The sequence below is a fragment of the Streptomyces sp. NPDC049837 genome (assembly GCF_040674455.1).
Lineage (GTDB): Bacteria > Actinomycetota > Actinomycetes > Streptomycetales > Streptomycetaceae > Streptomyces.
The window spans coordinates 360,926-377,724 of the sequence record NZ_JBFAMP010000008.1 but is presented as its reverse complement, the minus strand read 5'-3'; the positions used below and the strand labels follow the sequence as shown (position 1 = coordinate 377,724).

General features: G+C 72.5%; 12 protein-coding genes. 8 read left to right on the top strand and 4 right to left on the bottom strand.

What is annotated here, in order from left to right:
- Positions 1 to 218: 218 nt before the first annotated feature.
- The 4 genes from AB0J57_RS23535 to AB0J57_RS23520 all read right to left on the bottom strand — a co-directional run bounded on the left by AB0J57_RS23535 (position 219) and on the right by AB0J57_RS23520 (position 5,915).
- On the bottom strand, positions 219 to 2,621 hold the full coding sequence (locus AB0J57_RS23535; protein ID WP_366130249.1) for a DUF3488 and transglutaminase-like domain-containing protein: 2,403 nt from the start codon (positions 2,619 to 2,621) through the stop codon (positions 219 to 221).
- Positions 2,618 to 3,985, bottom strand: coding sequence for a DUF58 domain-containing protein (locus AB0J57_RS23530; RefSeq protein ID WP_366130248.1), 1,368 nt, complete (start codon positions 3,983 to 3,985; stop codon positions 2,618 to 2,620). Before AB0J57_RS23530 ends, AB0J57_RS23535 begins: the two co-directional genes overlap by 4 nt.
- Positions 3,985 to 5,157 carry a MoxR family ATPase gene (locus AB0J57_RS23525; protein ID WP_366130247.1) on the bottom strand — a complete coding sequence of 391 codons (1,173 nt, stop codon included), beginning with the start codon at positions 5,155 to 5,157 and terminating at the stop codon, positions 3,985 to 3,987. Before AB0J57_RS23525 ends, AB0J57_RS23530 begins: the two co-directional genes overlap by 1 nt.
- A gap of 209 nt (positions 5,158 to 5,366) precedes the next feature.
- Positions 5,367 to 5,915 (bottom strand): carbonic anhydrase, encoded by a 549-nt coding sequence (locus AB0J57_RS23520; RefSeq protein ID WP_366130246.1) that lies wholly within the window; start codon positions 5,913 to 5,915, stop codon positions 5,367 to 5,369.
- A gap of 412 nt (positions 5,916 to 6,327) precedes the next feature.
- Between AB0J57_RS23520 and rsmH the strand changes: the two genes are divergently transcribed.
- From rsmH to ftsW, 8 genes are all read left to right on the top strand, one after another.
- Positions 6,328 to 7,284, top strand: a complete 957-nt coding sequence (gene rsmH / locus AB0J57_RS23515; RefSeq protein WP_366130245.1) for a 16S rRNA (cytosine(1402)-N(4))-methyltransferase RsmH — start codon at positions 6,328 to 6,330, stop codon at positions 7,282 to 7,284.
- 120 nt (positions 7,285 to 7,404) lie between these two features.
- Positions 7,405 to 7,761, top strand: coding sequence for a cell division protein FtsL (locus tag AB0J57_RS23510; protein ID WP_366130269.1), 357 nt, complete (start codon positions 7,405 to 7,407; stop codon positions 7,759 to 7,761).
- 4 nt (positions 7,762 to 7,765) lie between these two features.
- Complete coding sequence (locus AB0J57_RS23505) at positions 7,766 to 9,727, top strand: penicillin-binding protein 2 (RefSeq protein WP_366130244.1); 1,962 nt, start codon at positions 7,766 to 7,768, stop codon at positions 9,725 to 9,727.
- A gap of 17 nt (positions 9,728 to 9,744) precedes the next feature.
- Complete coding sequence (locus AB0J57_RS23500; protein WP_366130242.1) at positions 9,745 to 11,412, top strand: UDP-N-acetylmuramoyl-L-alanyl-D-glutamate--2,6-diaminopimelate ligase; 1,668 nt, start codon at positions 9,745 to 9,747, stop codon at positions 11,410 to 11,412.
- 4 nt (positions 11,413 to 11,416) lie between these two features.
- Positions 11,417 to 12,847 carry a UDP-N-acetylmuramoyl-tripeptide--D-alanyl-D-alanine ligase gene (gene murF, locus AB0J57_RS23495; RefSeq protein WP_366130241.1) on the top strand — a complete coding sequence of 477 codons (1,431 nt, stop codon included), beginning with the start codon at positions 11,417 to 11,419 and terminating at the stop codon, positions 12,845 to 12,847.
- Positions 12,844 to 13,914 carry a phospho-N-acetylmuramoyl-pentapeptide-transferase gene (gene mraY, locus AB0J57_RS23490; RefSeq protein WP_366130240.1) on the top strand — a complete coding sequence of 357 codons (1,071 nt, stop codon included), beginning with the start codon at positions 12,844 to 12,846 and terminating at the stop codon, positions 13,912 to 13,914. The genes murF and mraY overlap by 4 nt, the downstream gene beginning before the upstream one ends.
- A complete protein-coding gene (murD, locus tag AB0J57_RS23485) occupies positions 13,896 to 15,326 on the top strand; it encodes a UDP-N-acetylmuramoyl-L-alanine--D-glutamate ligase (protein ID WP_366130239.1) in 1,431 nt (476 codons plus the stop codon). Before mraY ends, murD begins: the two co-directional genes overlap by 19 nt.
- 49 nt (positions 15,327 to 15,375) lie before the next feature.
- Positions 15,376 to 16,797: a putative lipid II flippase FtsW gene (ftsW, locus tag AB0J57_RS23480; protein ID WP_366130238.1), complete on the top strand. Its 1,422-nt coding sequence runs from the start codon at positions 15,376 to 15,378 to the stop codon at positions 16,795 to 16,797.
- Positions 16,798 to 16,799 lie beyond the last annotated feature (2 nt).

Genomic DNA, 16,799 nt, shown 5'->3' with positions numbered 1-16,799 from the left:
ACCGGCCCCGGCCCACCGGCCCCGGCCCACCGGCCCCGGCCCACCGGCCCCGGCCCACCGGCCCCGGCCCACCGGCCCCGGCCCACCGGCCCCGGCCCACCGGCCCCGGTCCCTGGCCCAGGCAGTGGGCCGTCCACGCGAAGGCCCCGACCGAAGGCCCCGGCACCCGGCCGGGGCCTTCGCGTGGAGCGGGCCGCGAGGTGCTGCCCGTCCGCGGGTCAGCCGCGTTGGCGGGTGGGGCGGCGGAGGGTGGTGGACCAGCGGGTCAGCAGCCGGCGGCGGTGGTCGGCCCAGCGGGTCGTGAGCGCCGTCCAGCGGTCCGAAAGCGCCCACACCACCCGCACGGCCGAGCGCGGCAGCAGCAGCGCGCGCAGCCTGCCGGCCCGGCCGGCACCGGCGGCCAGGCCCCGGCGGACGCGGGCGGCGTCCTCGGCCAGCCCGGTCGCGGGGCGCGGACGCGGTGCGTAGAGGACCTGCTCCACCGCGTCGGCGACCCGGTGCACCGCCTCGGCCGGCGCCCCCTCCAGCTTGCCCAGCAGGATGATCCGCACGGCCGTCTTGCGCGGCGTCTGCGACTCGTCCGGCGGGATGCCGTGGTCCCACGCCGTGTCGATGACCTCCTCCCAGGCCGCCAGGGCCTGCCCGGCCGTACGGAGGCGCCGTGCCCGTACCCGCGTCCGCCACAGCAGCGGCAGCAGCGGTATCAGCACCACCGCCACCACACCGGCCGCGACGAGCAGGATCGTGCCCAGCGGCGGTCCCGAGCCGCCGGCCGCGGCGGCGCCCGGCTCCTCGGTGTCGCCGCACTCGCCCAGCCGCCGCGCCTGCGGCGGGCAGCTCTCCTGGGTGGAAGGCTGCGCGGACGGCGCCGCCGTGGCGCTCTCCTCGGGCGCGGCCGGAGTGCTCGGCTCACCCGTCGGCGTCTCCTGCCGGGTGTACTCGGGCACCGAGCCGCGCGTCGGCGTCGGCTCGAAGCGGGTCCACCCCACGCCCTCGAAGTACAACTCGGGCCAGGCGTGGGCGTCACGGATGCCGACGGCCATGGTGCCGCCCGACTGTGGCGCACCCGGCGTGAAGCCGACCGCGACCCGCGCCGGAATGTCCAGCGTCCGGGCCATGGCCGCCATCGAGAAGGAGAAGTGGATGCAGAACCCCTCCTTGTTCCTCAGGAACTGGGAGATCGCCGCGACCCCCGTACCCGACCTCACCTCGGTGTCGTAGCGGAAGCCGCCTTCCACGGCGAACCAGTCCTGGAGCTTGACGGCCCGCTCGTAGTCGTTCGTCGCGCCCTTGGTGACCCGCAGCGCCGTCGCCTTCACGTCCTGGGGCAGGTTCTCGGGCACCTTGGTGTACTCCCGCGCCAGTGCCTCCGGGGCCGACGGGGCGGACGCCAACTGCTGCCGGGTCGGGTTCACGACCAGGCTCCGCACCGAGTACTGCACGCCCTTGGTGGTCTGACCCTCGTCGCCGACGAGCGTGCGCCCGGCCGGCTCATACCGCCAGCGCCCGTCGATGTCGACCCGGGTCGCCGGATAGGGCAGCGGCAGCCATTTCTGCTCGTAGGTGCCGGACGCCGAGATGTTGGTCGTGATCTCCGACGTGCTGACGTTCCCGTTCAGCCCGTCCGGGCGCGGCAGGTCCTCCGGTACGTCCCCGATGGGGCGCTCGGAGGTCCTGAAGGACGTGCCGTCGAACCGGTCGAGTGCCACCAGGCGCAGATACATCCCGGAGGTCTCCTCCGCGTTGGTGCGATAACGCAGCACCTCGCGGTCCTCGGGCTGCGTCAGGTTGTCCTGCAAGGACACCAGCGGGTTGACCGCCTGGATGGTGCCCCCGCCGCCTTCGCCGCCCGCGTTGCCCACGCTGTCGAGCAGCCCGCCGCTGAGCGACGGCAGCACCGCCGGCACGGCCAGCGCGATGCCCAGGGCCACCACACCGATCCGCCGCCCGGTACGCACCGGGGCCACCGGCCCACCGCCCGAGGACAGCGGCCCGGCCGCCCCCCGGCCGCGCCGGGAGGGTGCCGCGGCGCCGAAGACCCGCCCCCACTGGGAGAGCCGGTCGCGGCCCTCGGCCAGCAGGAGCAGCAGATAACCGGCGGCGGCCAGCAGGAACCACAGCCAGCTCGCGCCGCCGCCCGACAGCCCGGCCGCCACCGAGTACAGCGCCAGCAGCGGAAGACCGGCCGGAGCTGCGCTGCGGAACGTCACCGCGAGGACGTCCACCGCCAGCCCGATCACCAGCACGCCGCCGACCAGCATCAGCCGGATGCCGTCCGTCTCGGGCGCCGGGATCGCGTACTTCCCGACGTCCTCCGCACCCGCGGTCAGCAGGACACCGAACTGCCGGACGGCGTCCGGCCCGGGCAGGAACCCGGCCACCGCGTGGTCCCGGGCGAAGACGGCCGTCAGCGACACCAGGGCCACCAGGGCCTGGACCGTCACCGTCAGTGCCCGGGCCGACGACCAGCGCCGGACCAGCGCGCCCGCCCCGCTCTGAACCGCCACCAGCACCGCCGCCTGGAGGAGCCAGGTGGCCGGATCGACCAGTGGCAGCAACGCGCCCGCCGCCATCAGCGTGGCGGCGAAGGCGCACAGCGCCAGCCTCCCGCGACCGCTCATGACCAACCCCCCGAAACCCCGGTCATCCCACTGCTCGCCGTACCCGATCCCGATCCGGTACGGGCCCGGCCCGCGTCCCGCCACAGCTCGGCGAGCGACGCCCCGGCCGGAACGGCCACCGCCGTCCACCCCGCGTCGCGCAACCGCCGCAGCCTGTCCTCCACGGCCCCGGCCACCGCACCGCCGGTCAGCCAGGTGCCGCTGTCCAGGACGAAGGCGACGGCCGCGCCGCTGCGCTGCCGCATCCGGGCGGCCACCGCCGCCTGCTCCTCGTCCAGGTCGCCGATGAAGGCGACCAGCAGTCCCTCGTTCCCGCCGCGCAGCAGCTCGTACGCGCGCGAGAGCCCCGCCCCGTCGGAGTGGTCGACGACCGCGAGCGTGTCCATCATCAGGCCCGCCGCGTCGGCGGAGTCCTGTGCCGGCGAGGCGAACCCGTCCGCGCCGTCGCCGGGCAGCGCGCTGCCCTCGTCGGTCAGCAGCCGGACCGCGAAGCCCCGCTCCAGCATGTGCACCACCACCGACGCCGCGCCCGACACCGCCCACTCGAAGGCGGAGTCCGGCCCGGACCCCTGGTAGGCCACCGCACGAGTGTCCAGGAGCACGGTGCACCTGGCCCGCTGCGGCTGCTCCTCGCGGCGCACCATCAGCTCGCCGTACCGTGCCGTGGACCGCCAGTGCACCCGCCGCAAGTCGTCGCCGTAGCGGTACTCGCGCGGGATCACGTCGTCCTCGCCGGCCAGCGCCAGCGAACGCTGCCGCCCCTCGCCGTACCCCGACGCCTCGCCCGACAGCCATGTCGGCGGCAGGCTCTCCGTGCGCGGTATGACCGTGAGCATGTCGTAGGCGCTGAACGACCTGGTCAGCTCGCACATCCCGAACGGGTCGCTCAGCCGCAACTGGAGCGGCCCCAGCGGATAGCGCCCGCGCAGGTCCGAACGGACCCGGTAGGACACCTCACGGCGCCCGCCCGCCTCCACCCGGTCCAGCACGAACCGGGGCCGTGGCCCCAGCACGTACGGCACGTGGTCCTGGAGCATCAACAGCCCCGTGGGCAGCCGCGAGACGTTCTCCATCCGCAGGTGCACGCGCGCCTCGGAGCCGGCCGGCACCCGCTGCGGCGACAGCCGCCGGCTGCCCGCCACCTGGTAGCGGGTGCGGTACAGCACCGTCACGCAGACCAGCGGCAGCACGGCGAGCAGCAGCCCGACCCGCAGCAGGTCGCCCTGGCCCAGCACGTACGCGCAGATCGCCGCCGCGATGCCGGCCGCCAGGAACGACCGGCCGCGCGTGGTCAGCCCACCGAGGGCGGCCCGTACCCCGCCCATGTTCTCGCCGTCCTGGGCGGCGGGCCCCCCGGCCGTCATCACAGCCGCCGTACGCCGGGCTGCTGCTGGCCGTACAGCGGGGCGCCGGACACGGGACCGCCGGGCATCTGGCCGCCCGGTACGTGCCCACCGGAGACATGGCCCCCGGAGACGTGCCCACCGGACACCGGACCGCCGGAGACGTGGCCGCCCGGGACGTGACCGCCGGACATCGGGCTGCCGGACCTCGGCGCGGCCGCGGGCGGCGCCGCCGTCGGCACCGGTGTGCGCTGGAGGATGTCCCGTACGACCTGCTCGGAGGTGCGCCGGTTGAGCTGGGCCTGGGACGTGGGCAGCAGCCGGTGCGCCAGCACCGGGACGGCCAGCGCCTGGACGTCGTCCGGCAGCGCGTAGTCACGGCCGCTCAGCGCGGCGGACGCCTTGGCGGCGCGCAGCAGGTGCAGGGTGGCGCGCGGCGAGGCGCCGAGCCGGAGGTCGGGGTGGGTGCGGGTCGCCCCGACGAGCTCCACCGCGTACCGCCGGACCGCCTCCGAGACGTGGACCATGCGCACGGCGTCGATCAGCTTCACGATGTCGTGGGCGTGCGCCACCGGCTGGAGGTCGTCGAGCGGCGACACCCCGCCGTGCACGTCCAGCATCTGGAGCTCGGCCTCGGCGCTCGGGTAGCCGATCGAGACGCGGGCCATGAAGCGGTCGCGCTGCGCCTCGGGCAGCGGGTAGGTGCCCTCCATCTCGACCGGGTTCTGCGTGGCCACCACCATGAAGGGGCTGGGCAGTTCGTAGCTCTGCCCGTCCATGGTGACCTGGCGCTCCTCCATCGACTCCAGCAGCGCCGACTGGGTCTTGGGCGAGGCGCGGTTGATCTCGTCGCCGATCACGATCTGCGCGAAGATCGCGCCCGGCTTGAACTCGAACTCACGCCGCTGCTGGTCGTAGATCGAGACACCGGTGATGTCCGACGGCAGCAGGTCGGGCGTGAACTGGATGCGCCGCACGGAGCAGTCGATGGACCGCGCCAGCGCCTTGGCCAGCATCGTCTTGCCGACGCCGGGGACATCCTCGATCAGGAGGTGCCCCTCGGCGAGCAGCACGGTCAGCGAAAGCCGTACGACCTCAGGCTTGCCTTCGATCACACCTTCCACCGACCGGCGGACCCGTTCCGCTGTGGTGGTCAGATCTGTGAGGCTCGCTCGATCGTCATAGGTCGTCACACGGCCCTCCTCGGCCCGTTCCATGGGCCGTGCACGACTGACGGCACGGTCCACCCTTGAAACACGGACACCGCCTCCGAACCATTCAGGAGCGGTGCCACCCCCGCATTCTTGTTGGCGTTACCCGTACGTGTCACTCGGCTGTGGATAACCGCGTGCGATATGTCGGGGTTGGCATGGTCCGTGCGGGTGTCCCGTGCCGAGAAATGTCAGGAAGACGCGTCGATCTCGCGCAGGAGCCCCGTCTTCACGTCGAAGGCGAAGCCCCGGACGTCGTCGGTGTGCAACAGGAACGGCGACGTGCGCACCCGCTGCATCGACTGCCGGACGTCCTGGTCGACGTCGCGGAAGGCCTCCACCGCCCAGGCGGGCCGCTGCCCGACCTCCTGCTCCAGTTCGTGCCGGAAGTCCTCGGTGAGGGACTCCAGGCCGCAGCCCGTGTGGTGCACCAGCACCACGCTGCGGGTGCCGAGGGCCCGCTGGCTGATGGTCAGGGAGCGGATCGCGTCGTCGGTGACGACACCGCCGGCGTTGCGGATCGTGTGGCAGTCGCCGAGCTGGAGGCCGAGGGCCGCGTGGAGGTCGAGCCGGGCGTCCATGCACGCGACGACGGCGACCTGGAGGACGGGCCGGGCGTCCATTCCGGGGTCCGTGAACTTGGCGGCGTACTGCCGGTTGGCCTCGACGAGACGGTCCGTGACCGTACCGCCGGTTCGTATGGGGCTCGGCGAGGGGTGCGCGGAGGCGGAAGTCGACATGGCTATGACGTTAATGGTCACAGGCTGTTCGGGCGCGCTGTGAGAGGGGACAAAGAACATCAACGCACCTTGTTGTGAGGTACCCCACAGGCGTGAGCAATGCGCCACCATATGGGCGAGCCATCCGTAATTGCGCCCCTCGCGCGGCCGGGCGCCGGGCGGCCCGCGCGACGCGCTGCCCGGTTGATTGACCGGGCGGGGGAGTGGACTAAAGTGACGCGAAGTTCACGGAGACATTGAGCGAATCCCAGCGAATCCCGCAGTTTCTCCCCCGCGTGTGCGGCGGTACGTACGGCTCGGCCTCCTCCCGCTCGCCGGTCGGCCGACGCCCCCTTTCCGGCGCCGGACCCGGCAGTACGTACGCCGCGCCGAATCTGAGAGGGCGCATGAGCGAGCGCAGCGAGGGTCGTGCATGAACGAGACCCGACACGTCCCGGTGATGCTCCAGCGGTGCCTGGACATGCTGGCACCCGCACTGGCGCACCCCGGTGCGGTGGTCGTCGACTGCACCCTCGGCCTCGGCGGCCACAGCGAGGCGCTGCTGACCCGCTTCCCCGAGGCGCGGCTGATCGCCCTCGACCGGGACAAGGAGGCGCTGCGGCTCTCCGGCGAGCGGCTCGCGAGGTTCGGCGACCGCGCCACCCTCGTCCACGCCGTGTACGACGAGCTGCCCGGCGTACTGGACCGGCTCGGCGTCCCGCGCGTCCAGGGCATCCTGTTCGACCTGGGCGTCTCCTCCATGCAGCTCGACGAGGCCGACCGCGGCTTCGCGTACGCCCAGGACGCCCCGCTCGACATGCGCATGGACCAGACGACCGGCATCAGCGCGGCCGAGGTCCTCAACACCTACCCGCCCGGCGAGCTGGTCCGCATCCTGCGCCAGTACGGCGAGGAGAAGCAGGCCAAGCGGATCGTGGCGGCGATCGTGCGGGAACGGGAGAAGGAACCGTTCACCAACAGCGCCCGGCTGGTGGAGCTCATCCGCGACGCCCTCCCGCAGGCCGCCAAGCGCACCGGCGGCAACCCGGCCAAGCGGACCTTCCAGGCCCTGCGCATCGAGGTCAACGGCGAGTTGACCGTCCTGGAGCGGGCCATCCCGGCCGCGGTGAAGGCCCTCGCGGTCGGCGGCCGGATCGCAGTCCTGTCGTACCACTCGCTGGAGGACCGGCTGGTCAAGCAGGTCTTCGCGGCGGGCGCCGCCAACACCGCGCCGCCGGGGCTGCCCGTCGTACCCGAGCGCTACCAGCCGAAGCTCCAACTGCTGACGCGCGGCGCCGAACTCCCCACCGAGGAGGAGGTCGCCGAGAACCGCCGCGCCGCCCCGGCCCGGCTGCGGGGCGCCGAGCGGATCCGGGAGGACGAGCTGTGACCGGCCGGCACCGGAGAGGCATGACGGCGTGACGCACGAGGACGGCAGCGGGGCGAACCGGGAGGACAGGTGACCAAGGCGGGACCGTTGAAGGGGCGGGCGGCCAGGCTCGCGCGGCTCATGCCGTCCGGGCCGAGCACCGCGGCCCGCACCCCCTTCGTCCTGCTGGTCGTCCTGCTCCTGGGCGGCGGCCTGATCACCCTCCTGCTGCTCAACTCCTCCCTCAACGAGGGCTCCTTCAGGCTGAGCGAACTCAAGAAGCGGACCACCGAACTCACCGACGAGGAGCAGGAGCTCCAGCGGGACGTGAACGGCCGGTCCGCCCCCGACGCGCTGGAACGCCGGGCCCGTGAGCTCGGCATGGTGCCCGGCGGCAGCCCCGTCTTCCTGGGCCCCGACGGCACGGTCCGGGGCGTCCCCAGCCGGGCGACGGCCGAGCCCGCCCCGCCCACCGCCCCGACGACGCCCGGCAGGTGACGCAGTGCCCCCCACCCAGCCCCCACGCCGCCGCGTACCGGCCCCCGCCCGCCCGGAGCGCCCCGCGCGCCCCGCCCGCCCGGCCGCCCGGCGCCCGCGTCCCGCGCCCCGCCCGCCCGCCAGGGCCGGCACCATCAGGCTCGGCAGCCCCAGGCCCCGGCTGCGGCTGGTGAGCCTCGGCCTGACGCTGGTCATGCTGGCGTTCGTCGTGCGCCTCCTCCAGGTCCAGGCCGTCGACGCCAGCGCGTACGCGGCCAAGGCCGAGAAGAACCGGTACCAGGAGTACACGCTGTCCGCCGAGCGCGGCGAGATCACCGACCGCGCCGGGATCGCCCTGGCCACCAGCGTCGACGCGTACGACATCACCGCCGACCCGAAGATGTTCACGCCCGAGGAGAGCAAGGCCCCCGACGCCCCGGAGCAGGCCGCCGCCCTCCTCGCGCCGATCCTCGGCAAGGACCCCGCCGAGCTGGTCAGGAAGCTCAAGGCGCCCAAGTCCCGCTACGCGATGCTGGCCCGCCGCCAGACCCCGCAGGTGTGGAACCAGATCAAGGACCTGAAGAACGTCTTCGCCGAGAAGGCCCGCACCGAGAAGGCCGGCGGCGGCGCCGGCGTCAACGTGCTCGCCGGCATCTTCAACGAGCCCAGCAGCAAGCGCGTGTACCCCAACGGCACCCTCGCCGCCGGGATACTGGGTTACGTCAACGCCGACGGCCGCGGCGGAGGCGGCCTGGAGTCCATGCTCGACAAGGAGCTGGCCGGCAAGGACGGCAAGATCAAGTACGCCCAGTCGGGCGGCCGCCGGGTGCCCACCGTCGGCGCCCGGGAAACCCCCGCGGTGCCCGGCTCCGACATCGAACTCACCATCGACCGCGACATCCAGTGGGCCGCCCAGCAGGCCATCACCCAGCAGGTCGAGGAGTCCCAGGCGGACCGCGGCTACGTGATAGTGCAGAACGCCCGGACCGGCGAGGTCCTCGCCATGGCCAACGCGCCCGGCTTCGACCCCAACGACCTGTCCCAGGCCGACTCCGCCGCCATGGGCAACGCCGCCCTCCAGGACGCCTACGAACCCGGCTCCACCGCCAAGGTCGTCTCGATGGCCGCCGTCCTGGAGGAGGGCGTCGCCACGCCCGCCACCCACGTCGTGGTCCCCAACCGGCTGCACCGGGGCGACCGGCTGTTCAAGGACGACATCGACCACCCCACCTGGTACCTGACGCTCAACGGCGTCCTGGCCAAGTCCAGCAACATCGGCACCATCCTGGCCACCGGCCAGCTCGGCCCGACCCAGGCCCACGCGAACCGGGTCCTGCACTCCTACCTGCGCAAGTTCGGCTTCGGCAGCCACACCGGCCTCGGCTACCCCGGCGAGACCCCCGGCATCCTCGCCAAGCCGCAGGACTGGTCCACCTCCCAGCAGTACACGATCCCCTTCGGCCAGGGCCTGTCCATCAACGCCATGCAGGCGGCCTCCGTCTACTCGACGATCGCCAACGGCGGCGTACGCATCGAGCCCACCCTCGTACGCGGCACCAAGGGACCCGACGGACGCTTCACCCCGGCGCCCGCCCCCAAGCAGACCCGGGTCGTCAGCGAGAAGACAGCCAAGACCCTCGCCGCCATGCTGGAATCGGTCGTCGACGACGAGGAAGGCACCGGAACCAAGGCCGCCATCCCCGGCTACCGCGTCGCCGGCAAGACCGGCACCGCCAACCGCGTCGACCCCCAACTCGGCCGCTACCGCGGCTACACCGCCTCCTTCGCGGGCTTCGCACCCGCGGACGACCCGCAGATCACCGTCTACTGCGCCATCCAGAACCCCACCAGGGGCAGCTACTTCGGCGGCCAGATCTGCGGCCCCATCCACAAGAAGGTCATGGAGTTCGCCCTCAAGACCCTGCAAGTCGCACCAACCGGCAAAAAAGCACCTCGCATGCCGGTCACGTTCAAACCCGGCGAGTGAGCCGGCGGGAGCAACCAGTGACAACCATCACGCCCGACCCCGGGAACCGATCCGGCGACCACGCTGCCCAGGCGCCCTCATTTAGCCCGATCGCGGGTGCGCCCGGTACGCTCACCGCCGTGCCACACGCTGATCAGTCCCGAACCACCCCGAAGGACGCCCCCGCGAAACGCCCCGGGGCGCCCCGGCCGGCCCAGGTCCGCCCCACACCCCTGGGCGAGCTGGCGGCCCGGCTGGACATCCCGTCGCCGGGCAGCGCGGAGGTGACCGGCATCACCCACGACTCCCGGGCCGTACGCCCCGGAGACGTGTACGCCGCCCTCCCGGGCGCCCGCCTCCACGGCGCCGACTTCGCCGGCCAGGCCGCGGACCTCGGGGCCGTCGCCGTCCTCACCGACCCGACGGGCGCCGAACGCGCCGCCGCGACCGGCCTGCCGGTCCTGGTCACCGAGGACCCGCGCGGCCGGATGGGCGAGCTCGCCGCCGACATCTACGGCCGGCCGGGCGGCGACCTGCTCCAGATCGGCATCACCGGCACCTCCGGCAAGACCACCACCGCCTACCTCGTCGAAGGCGGCCTCAAGGCGGCCGGCCGCGCGACCGGGCTCATCGGCACCGTCGAGATGCGCATCGGCGACGAGCGCATCAAGTCCGAACGGACCACCCCGGAAGCCACCGACCTCCAGGCGCTGTTCGCGGTGATGCGCGAGCGCGGCGTCGAAGCGGTCGCCATGGAGGTCTCCAGCCACGCCCTCGTGCTCGGCCGGGTCGACGGCTGCGTCTTCGACGTCGCCGTCTTCAACAACCTCAGCCCGGAGCACATGGAGTTCCACTCCGGCATGGAGGACTACTTCCAGGCCAAGGCGCAGCTCTTCACCCCGCGCCGCAGCCGGCAGGGAGTGGTCAACTTCGACGACGAGTACGGCAGGAGGCTGGTCAAGGAGGCCTCCGTCCCCGTCGTCACCTTCTCCGCCGAGGGCAACCAGGACGCCGACTGGTGGGCCGAGGACGTCGAAATCGGCGCCCTGGGGAGCACGTTCACCATCCGTGGCCCCAAGGGCGAGCGGATCGGCGCCAAGGCCCCGCTGCCCGGCACGTTCAACGTCGCCAACACCCTGGCCGCCGTCGTCACCCTCGCCGTGGCCGGGATCGACCCCCAGACCGCCGCCGACGGCGTCGCCGCCGTCCCCGGCGTCCCCGGCCGCCTGGAGCGCGTCGACGCCGGCCAGCCCTACCTCGCCGTCGTCGACTACGCCCACAAGACGGACGCCGTCGAATCGGTCCTTCGCGCCCTGCGCAAGGTCACCGTGGGCCGACTGCACATCGTCCTCGGCTGCGGCGGCGACCGGGACGTCACCAAGCGCGGCCCCATGGGCGCCGCCGCCGCACGCCTCGCCGACACCGCCGTACTCACCTCCGACAACCCCCGCTCCGAGGACCCGCTCGCGATCCTCGCCGCGATGCTGGCCGGCGCCGCCGAGGTGCCCGTCCACGAGCGCGGTGACGTGATCGTGGAGGCCGACCGGGCCGCCGCGATCGCCGCCGCCGTGGCGCGCGCCCAGCCGGGCGACACCGTGCTGGTCGCGGGCAAGGGCCACGAGCAGGGCCAGGACATCGCCGGAGTGGTACGCCCCTTCGACGACCGCCAGGTCCTCCGCGAAGCCATCCAGAACAGTCAGGGATGAAGTAGTGATCGCCCTCTCCCTCGCCGAGATCGCCGAAATCGTCGGCGGGCAGTCGTACGACATACCGGATCCGGCCGTACAGGTCACCGGCCCCGTCGTCATCGACTCCCGCCAGGTCGAGCCCGGCTCCCTCTTCGCCGCCTTCGCCGGCGAGAACGTCGACGGCCACGACTACGCGCAGCGCGCCATGGACGCGGGCGCGGCGGCCGTGCTGGCCACCCGCCCGGTCGGGGCGCCCGCCATCGTCGTGGACGACGTCCAGACGGCGCTCGGCGCGCTCGCCCGCGCGGTCGTCGGGCGCCTCGGCACGAAGGTCGTCGCGCTGACCGGCTCGGCCGGCAAGACCAGCACCAAGGACCTGATCGCCCAGGTGCTCCAGCGCAAGGCCCCCACCGTCTGGACGCCCGGCTCCCTCAACAACGAGATCGGGCTGCCGCTGACCGCGCTGCGCGCGGACAAGGACACCGAGCACCTCGTCCTGGAAATGGGAGCGCGCGGAATCGGCCACATCCGCTACCTCACCGAGCTGACCCCGCCGTCGATCGGTCTCGTCCTGAACGTGGGCTCCGCCCACATCGGCGAGTTCGGCGGCCGGGAGCAGATCGCCCAGGCCAAGGGCGAGCTGGTCGAGGCGCTGCCGTCCGCCGAGGCGGGCGGGATCGCCGTGCTGAACGCGGACGACCCTCTCGTGCGGGCCATGGAAAACCGCACCCACGCGCGCGTGACGCTGTTCGGCGAGGCCGAAGAAGCCCACGTACGTGCCGAGAATGTCCGGCTCACAGAGACCGGACAGCCCTCTTTCAGGCTTCACACACCCACCGGGTGCAGTGACGTGACCTTGCGCCTGTACGGTGAGCACCACGTGTCGAACGCGCTCGCCGCGGCCGCCGTCGCCCATGAGCTGGGCATGTCCGTCGACGAGATCGCCACCGCGCTCTCCGAGGCGGGCTCCCTCTCCCGCTGGCGCATGGAGGTCACCGAGCGTCCGGACGGTGTGACGATCGTCAACGACGCCTACAACGCGAACCCCGAGTCCATGCGAGCCGCCCTGCGCGCGCTCGCGGCCATGGGCAAGGCCGCACAGGCCAAGGGGGGCCGTACGTGGGCGGTGCTCGGTCAGATGGCCGAGCTGGGGGACGAGGCGCTCGCCGAGCACGACGCGGTCGGGCGGCTCGCCGTCCGGCTCAACGTCAGCAAGCTCGTCGCAGTCGGGGGCAGGGAAGCGTCCTGGCTGCAACTGGGCGCATATAACGAGGGTTCGTGGGGTGAGGAGTCGGTGCACGTGTCCGACGCACGGGCGGCGATCGACCTGTTGCGCAGAGAGCTGCGCCCGGGAGACGTCGTGCTGGTGAAGGCATCAAGGTCGGTCGGGCTCGAGCGGATCGCCCAGGCACTGCTCGAGAACACCACCGAGGGCGAGGTCACCGGCCGATGAGGCAGATCCTCTTCGCGGGAGCCATCGGGCTCTTCCTGACCCTGATCGGTACCCCGCTGCTGATCAAGCTCCTGGCCCGCAAGGGATACGGGCAGTTCATCCGCGACGACGGCCCGCGTACGCACGGCAGCAAGAAGGGCACGCCCACCATGGGCGGTATCTCCTTCATCCTGGCCACGCTCATCGCGTACGCGCTCGCCAAGGTCATCACCGGCGAGGACCCGACCTACTCGGGCGTCCTGGTGCTGTTCCTGATGGCGGGCATGGGCCTCGTCGGCTTCCTCGACGACTACATCAAGATCGTCAAGCAGCGTTCGCTGGGCCTGCGGGCCAAGGCGAAGATGGCCGGCCAGCTCATCGTCGGCATCGCCTTCGCCGTCCTGGCGCTCCAGTTCGCGGACAAGCGGGGCCAGACCCCCGCCTCCACCAAACTGTCGTTCATCACCGACTTCGGCTGGACGATCGGACCCGTCCTGTTCGTGGTCTGGGCGCTGTTCATGATCCTGGCCATGTCGAACGGCGTGAACCTGACCGACGGCCTCGACGGCCTCGCCACCGGCGCCTCGGTGATGGTCTTCGGCGCCTACACCTTCATCGGGCTGTGGCAGTTCCAGGAGTCGTGCGCCAACGCCGACACCCTGACCAACCCCAACGCCTGCTTCGAGGTGCGTGACCCGCTCGACCTCGCCGTCGTCGCCTCCGCGCTGATGGGCGCCTGCTTCGGCTTCCTGTGGTGGAACACCTCGCCCGCCAAGATCTTCATGGGTGACACCGGTTCGCTCGCCCTCGGCGGCGCGCTCGCGGGTCTGGCGATCTGCTCCCGCACGGAGCTGCTGCTGGCCCTCCTGGGCGGCCTGTTCGTCCTCATCACCCTCTCCGTCGTCATCCAGGTCGGTTCGTTCCGGATGACCGGGAAGCGGGTCTTCCGGATGGCCCCGCTCCAGCATCACTTCGAACTCAAGGGCTGGTCCGAAGTGCTCGTGGTGGTCCGGTTCTGGATCATTCAGGGCATGTGCGTCATCGTGGGACTCGGCCTCTTCTACGCGGGATGGGCAGCCGACAAGTGAGTACCTCCTGGCAGGGCAAGAACGTCACCGTCGCCGGCATGGGCGTGAGCGGCATCCCCGCCGCCCGCGTCCTGCACGGCCTGGGCGCGCACGTCACGGTCGTCAACGACGGCGACGACGAGCGCTCCCGCGCGCAGGCGGCCGAGCTGGAGGCGGAGGGCATCACCGTCCGCCTCGGCGACGGGGCGACCCTGCCGGAGGGCACCGAGCTGGTCGTCACCACGCCCGGCTGGCAGCCCGACAAGCCGCTGTTCCGCGCGGCCGCCGAGGCGGGCGTGGAGGTCTGGGGCGACGTCGAGCTGGCGTGGCGGCTCCGCGGCCCCGACGCCGCGCCCTGGCTCGCGGTCACCGGCACCAACGGCAAGACCACGACCGTACGGATGCTCGCCGCCATCCTGGAGGCGGCGGGCCTGAAGACCGCGGCCGTCGGCAACATCGGCGTCTCCCTCCTGGACGCCGTCCTCGGCGAGGAGAAGTACGACGTCCTCGCCGTCGAGCTGTCCAGCTACCAACTGCACTGGGCGCCCTCCGTGCGCGCCCACTCGGCCGCCGTCCTGAACCTCGCCCCGGACCACCTCGACTGGCACGGCTCCATGCAGGCGTACGCCGCCGACAAGGGCCGCGTCTACGAGGGCAACCAGGTCGCCTGCGTCTACAACGTCGCCGACAAGGCCACCGAGGACCTGGTGCGCGAGGCCGACGTCGAGGAGGGCTGCCGCGCCATCGGCTTCACCCTCGGCACGCCGGGCCCCTCCCAGGTCGGGATCGTGGACGACCTCCTGGTCGACCGCGCCTTCGTCGAGAACCGGCAGAAGCAGGCGCAGGAGCTCGCCCAGATCTCCGACGTGAACCCGCCCGCCCCGCACAACATCGCCAACGCGCTCGCCGCGGCGGCCCTGGCCCGCGCCTTCGGCGTCCCGGCCACCGCCGTACGGGACGGACTGCGGGCCTTCCGCCCCGACCCGCACCGCATCGAGCTCGTCGAGGAGGTCCACGGCGTCCGCTACGTCGACGACTCCAAGGCCACCAACACGCACGCCGCGGAGGCGTCGCTGGCCGCGTACGACCCGATCGTCTGGATCGCCGGGGGCCTCGCCAAGGGCGCGACCTTCGACGAGCTGGTCGCCGCGTCGGCGAAGCGGCTGCGCGCCGTCGTCCTGATGGGCGCCGACCGCGCCCTGATCCGGGAAGCCCTCGCGCGACACGCCCCGGAGGTACCCGTCGTCGACCTCGACCGGACCGACACTGGGGCGATGTCGGCGGCGGTCCGGGAAGCGGCCCGGCTCGCGCAGCCCGGGGACACGGTTCTGCTCGCCCCGGCCTGCGCCTCGATGGACATGTTCGCCAACTACAACAAGCGGGGCGAGGCGTTCGCGGACGCGGTCCGCGCCCTCGCCGCCGAGCGCGCCTGACAGCCACCAGGTCCGGCCGCGCCGGGCACGACTGGAGGGGACAGCGACCATGCCGGCCGACCACGCCGCCGCCTACGCACCGCACCACGCGGGCCTCGCCCTGAACGGCGGTATCGCCCTGCGCGGCCGCACCGCCGGGCTCCGGCGGCCCCCGGCTGCCCGTGGCGGCGGCCGGACCGGGCGGGCCCGTAGGGTGCCCGCTCCCCGCCCGCCGCGGGGGAGTGGGGTGCGGGGGCTCTACGAGCGGGCACGGCGGGCCTGGGACCGGCCTCTGACCGCGTACTACGTGATCCTCGGCGCCAGCCTGCTGATCACCGTCCTGGGCCTCGTGATGGTCTACTCGGCGTCGCAGATCAAGGCGCTGGAGCTGTCGCTGTCCGACACGTACTTCTTCCGCAAGCAGTTCCTGGCCGCCGCCATCGGGACCGGGCTGCTGCTGTTCGCCTCCCGGGTCCCGGCCAAGCTGCACCGGGCGCTCGCCTATCCGCTGCTCGTCGGCACCGTCTTCCTGATGGTCCTGGTGCAGATCCCGGGGATAGGGCATTCCGTCAACGGCAACCAGAACTGGATCTACCTGGGCGGCCCCTTCCAGCTCCAGCCCAGCGAGTTCGGCAAGCTGGCGCTGATCCTGTGGGGCGCGGACCTGCTCGCCCGCAAGCAGGACAAACGGTTGCTCACCCAGTGGAAGCACCTGCTCGTGCCGCTCGTCCCCGTCGCCTTCCTGCTGCTGGGGCTGATCATGCTGGGCGGCGACATGGGGACGGCGATCATCCTCACCGCGATCCTCTTCGGCCTGCTGTGGCTGGCCGGTGCGCCCACCCGGATGTTCGTCGGAGTGCTGGCGGTCGCCGCCACGATCGGCGTCATGCTGATCAGGACCAGCGAGAACCGGATGGCGCGGCTCGCCTGCATCGGCGCCACCGAGCCGGGCCCGGGGGACTCCTGCTGGCAGGCCGTGCACGGGATCTATGCTCTGGCGTCGGGCGGATGGTTCGGTTCCGGGCTGGGGGCGAGTGTGGAAAAATGGGGCCAACTCCCCGAACCTCACACCGACTTCATCTTCGCCATCACCGGGGAGGAACTGGGGCTGGCGGGGACGCTGTCGGTACTCGCCCTCTTCGCGGCTCTAGGCTATGCGGGTATCCGCGTGGCCGGACGCACGGAGGACCCCTTCGTGAGGTATGCCGCGGGAGGCGTGACCACCTGGATCACGGCGCAGGCCGTGGTCAACATCGGTGCGGTGCTCGGCCTGCTGCCGATCGCCGGTGTCCCGCTCCCGCTGTTCTCCTACGGAGGGTCCGCCCTGCTGCCGACCATGTTCGCCGTCGGTCTGCTCATCGCCTTCGCGCGAGAGGAGCCCGCGGCGAAGGCGGCCCTGGCCATGCGACAGCCTGGTCTCGGCAAACGGGCCGGGGTGAGTTGGAAGTCGATGCGACGGCGCGTCAAGAAGCGTCCGTCCGGAGAGCGGTGAAT

Coding starts and splice junctions, on each gene's coding strand:
- AB0J57_RS23535 (WP_366130249.1), bottom strand. CDS start 2,621: ATGAGCGGTCGCGGGAGGCTGGCGCTGTGCGCCTTCGCCGCCACGCTG.
- AB0J57_RS23530 (WP_366130248.1), bottom strand. CDS start 3,985: ATGACGGCCGGGGGGCCCGCCGCCCAGGACGGCGAGAACATGGGCGGG.
- AB0J57_RS23520 (WP_366130246.1), bottom strand. CDS start 5,915: ATGTCGACTTCCGCCTCCGCGCACCCCTCGCCGAGCCCCATACGAACC.
- rsmH (WP_366130245.1), top strand. CDS start 6,328: ATGAACGAGACCCGACACGTCCCGGTGATGCTCCAGCGGTGCCTGGAC.
- AB0J57_RS23510 (WP_366130269.1), top strand. CDS start 7,405: ATGCCGTCCGGGCCGAGCACCGCGGCCCGCACCCCCTTCGTCCTGCTG.
- mraY (WP_366130240.1), top strand. CDS start 12,844: ATGAGGCAGATCCTCTTCGCGGGAGCCATCGGGCTCTTCCTGACCCTG.
- murD (WP_366130239.1), top strand. CDS start 13,896: ATGGGCAGCCGACAAGTGAGTACCTCCTGGCAGGGCAAGAACGTCACC.
- ftsW (WP_366130238.1), top strand. CDS start 15,376: ATGCCGGCCGACCACGCCGCCGCCTACGCACCGCACCACGCGGGCCTC.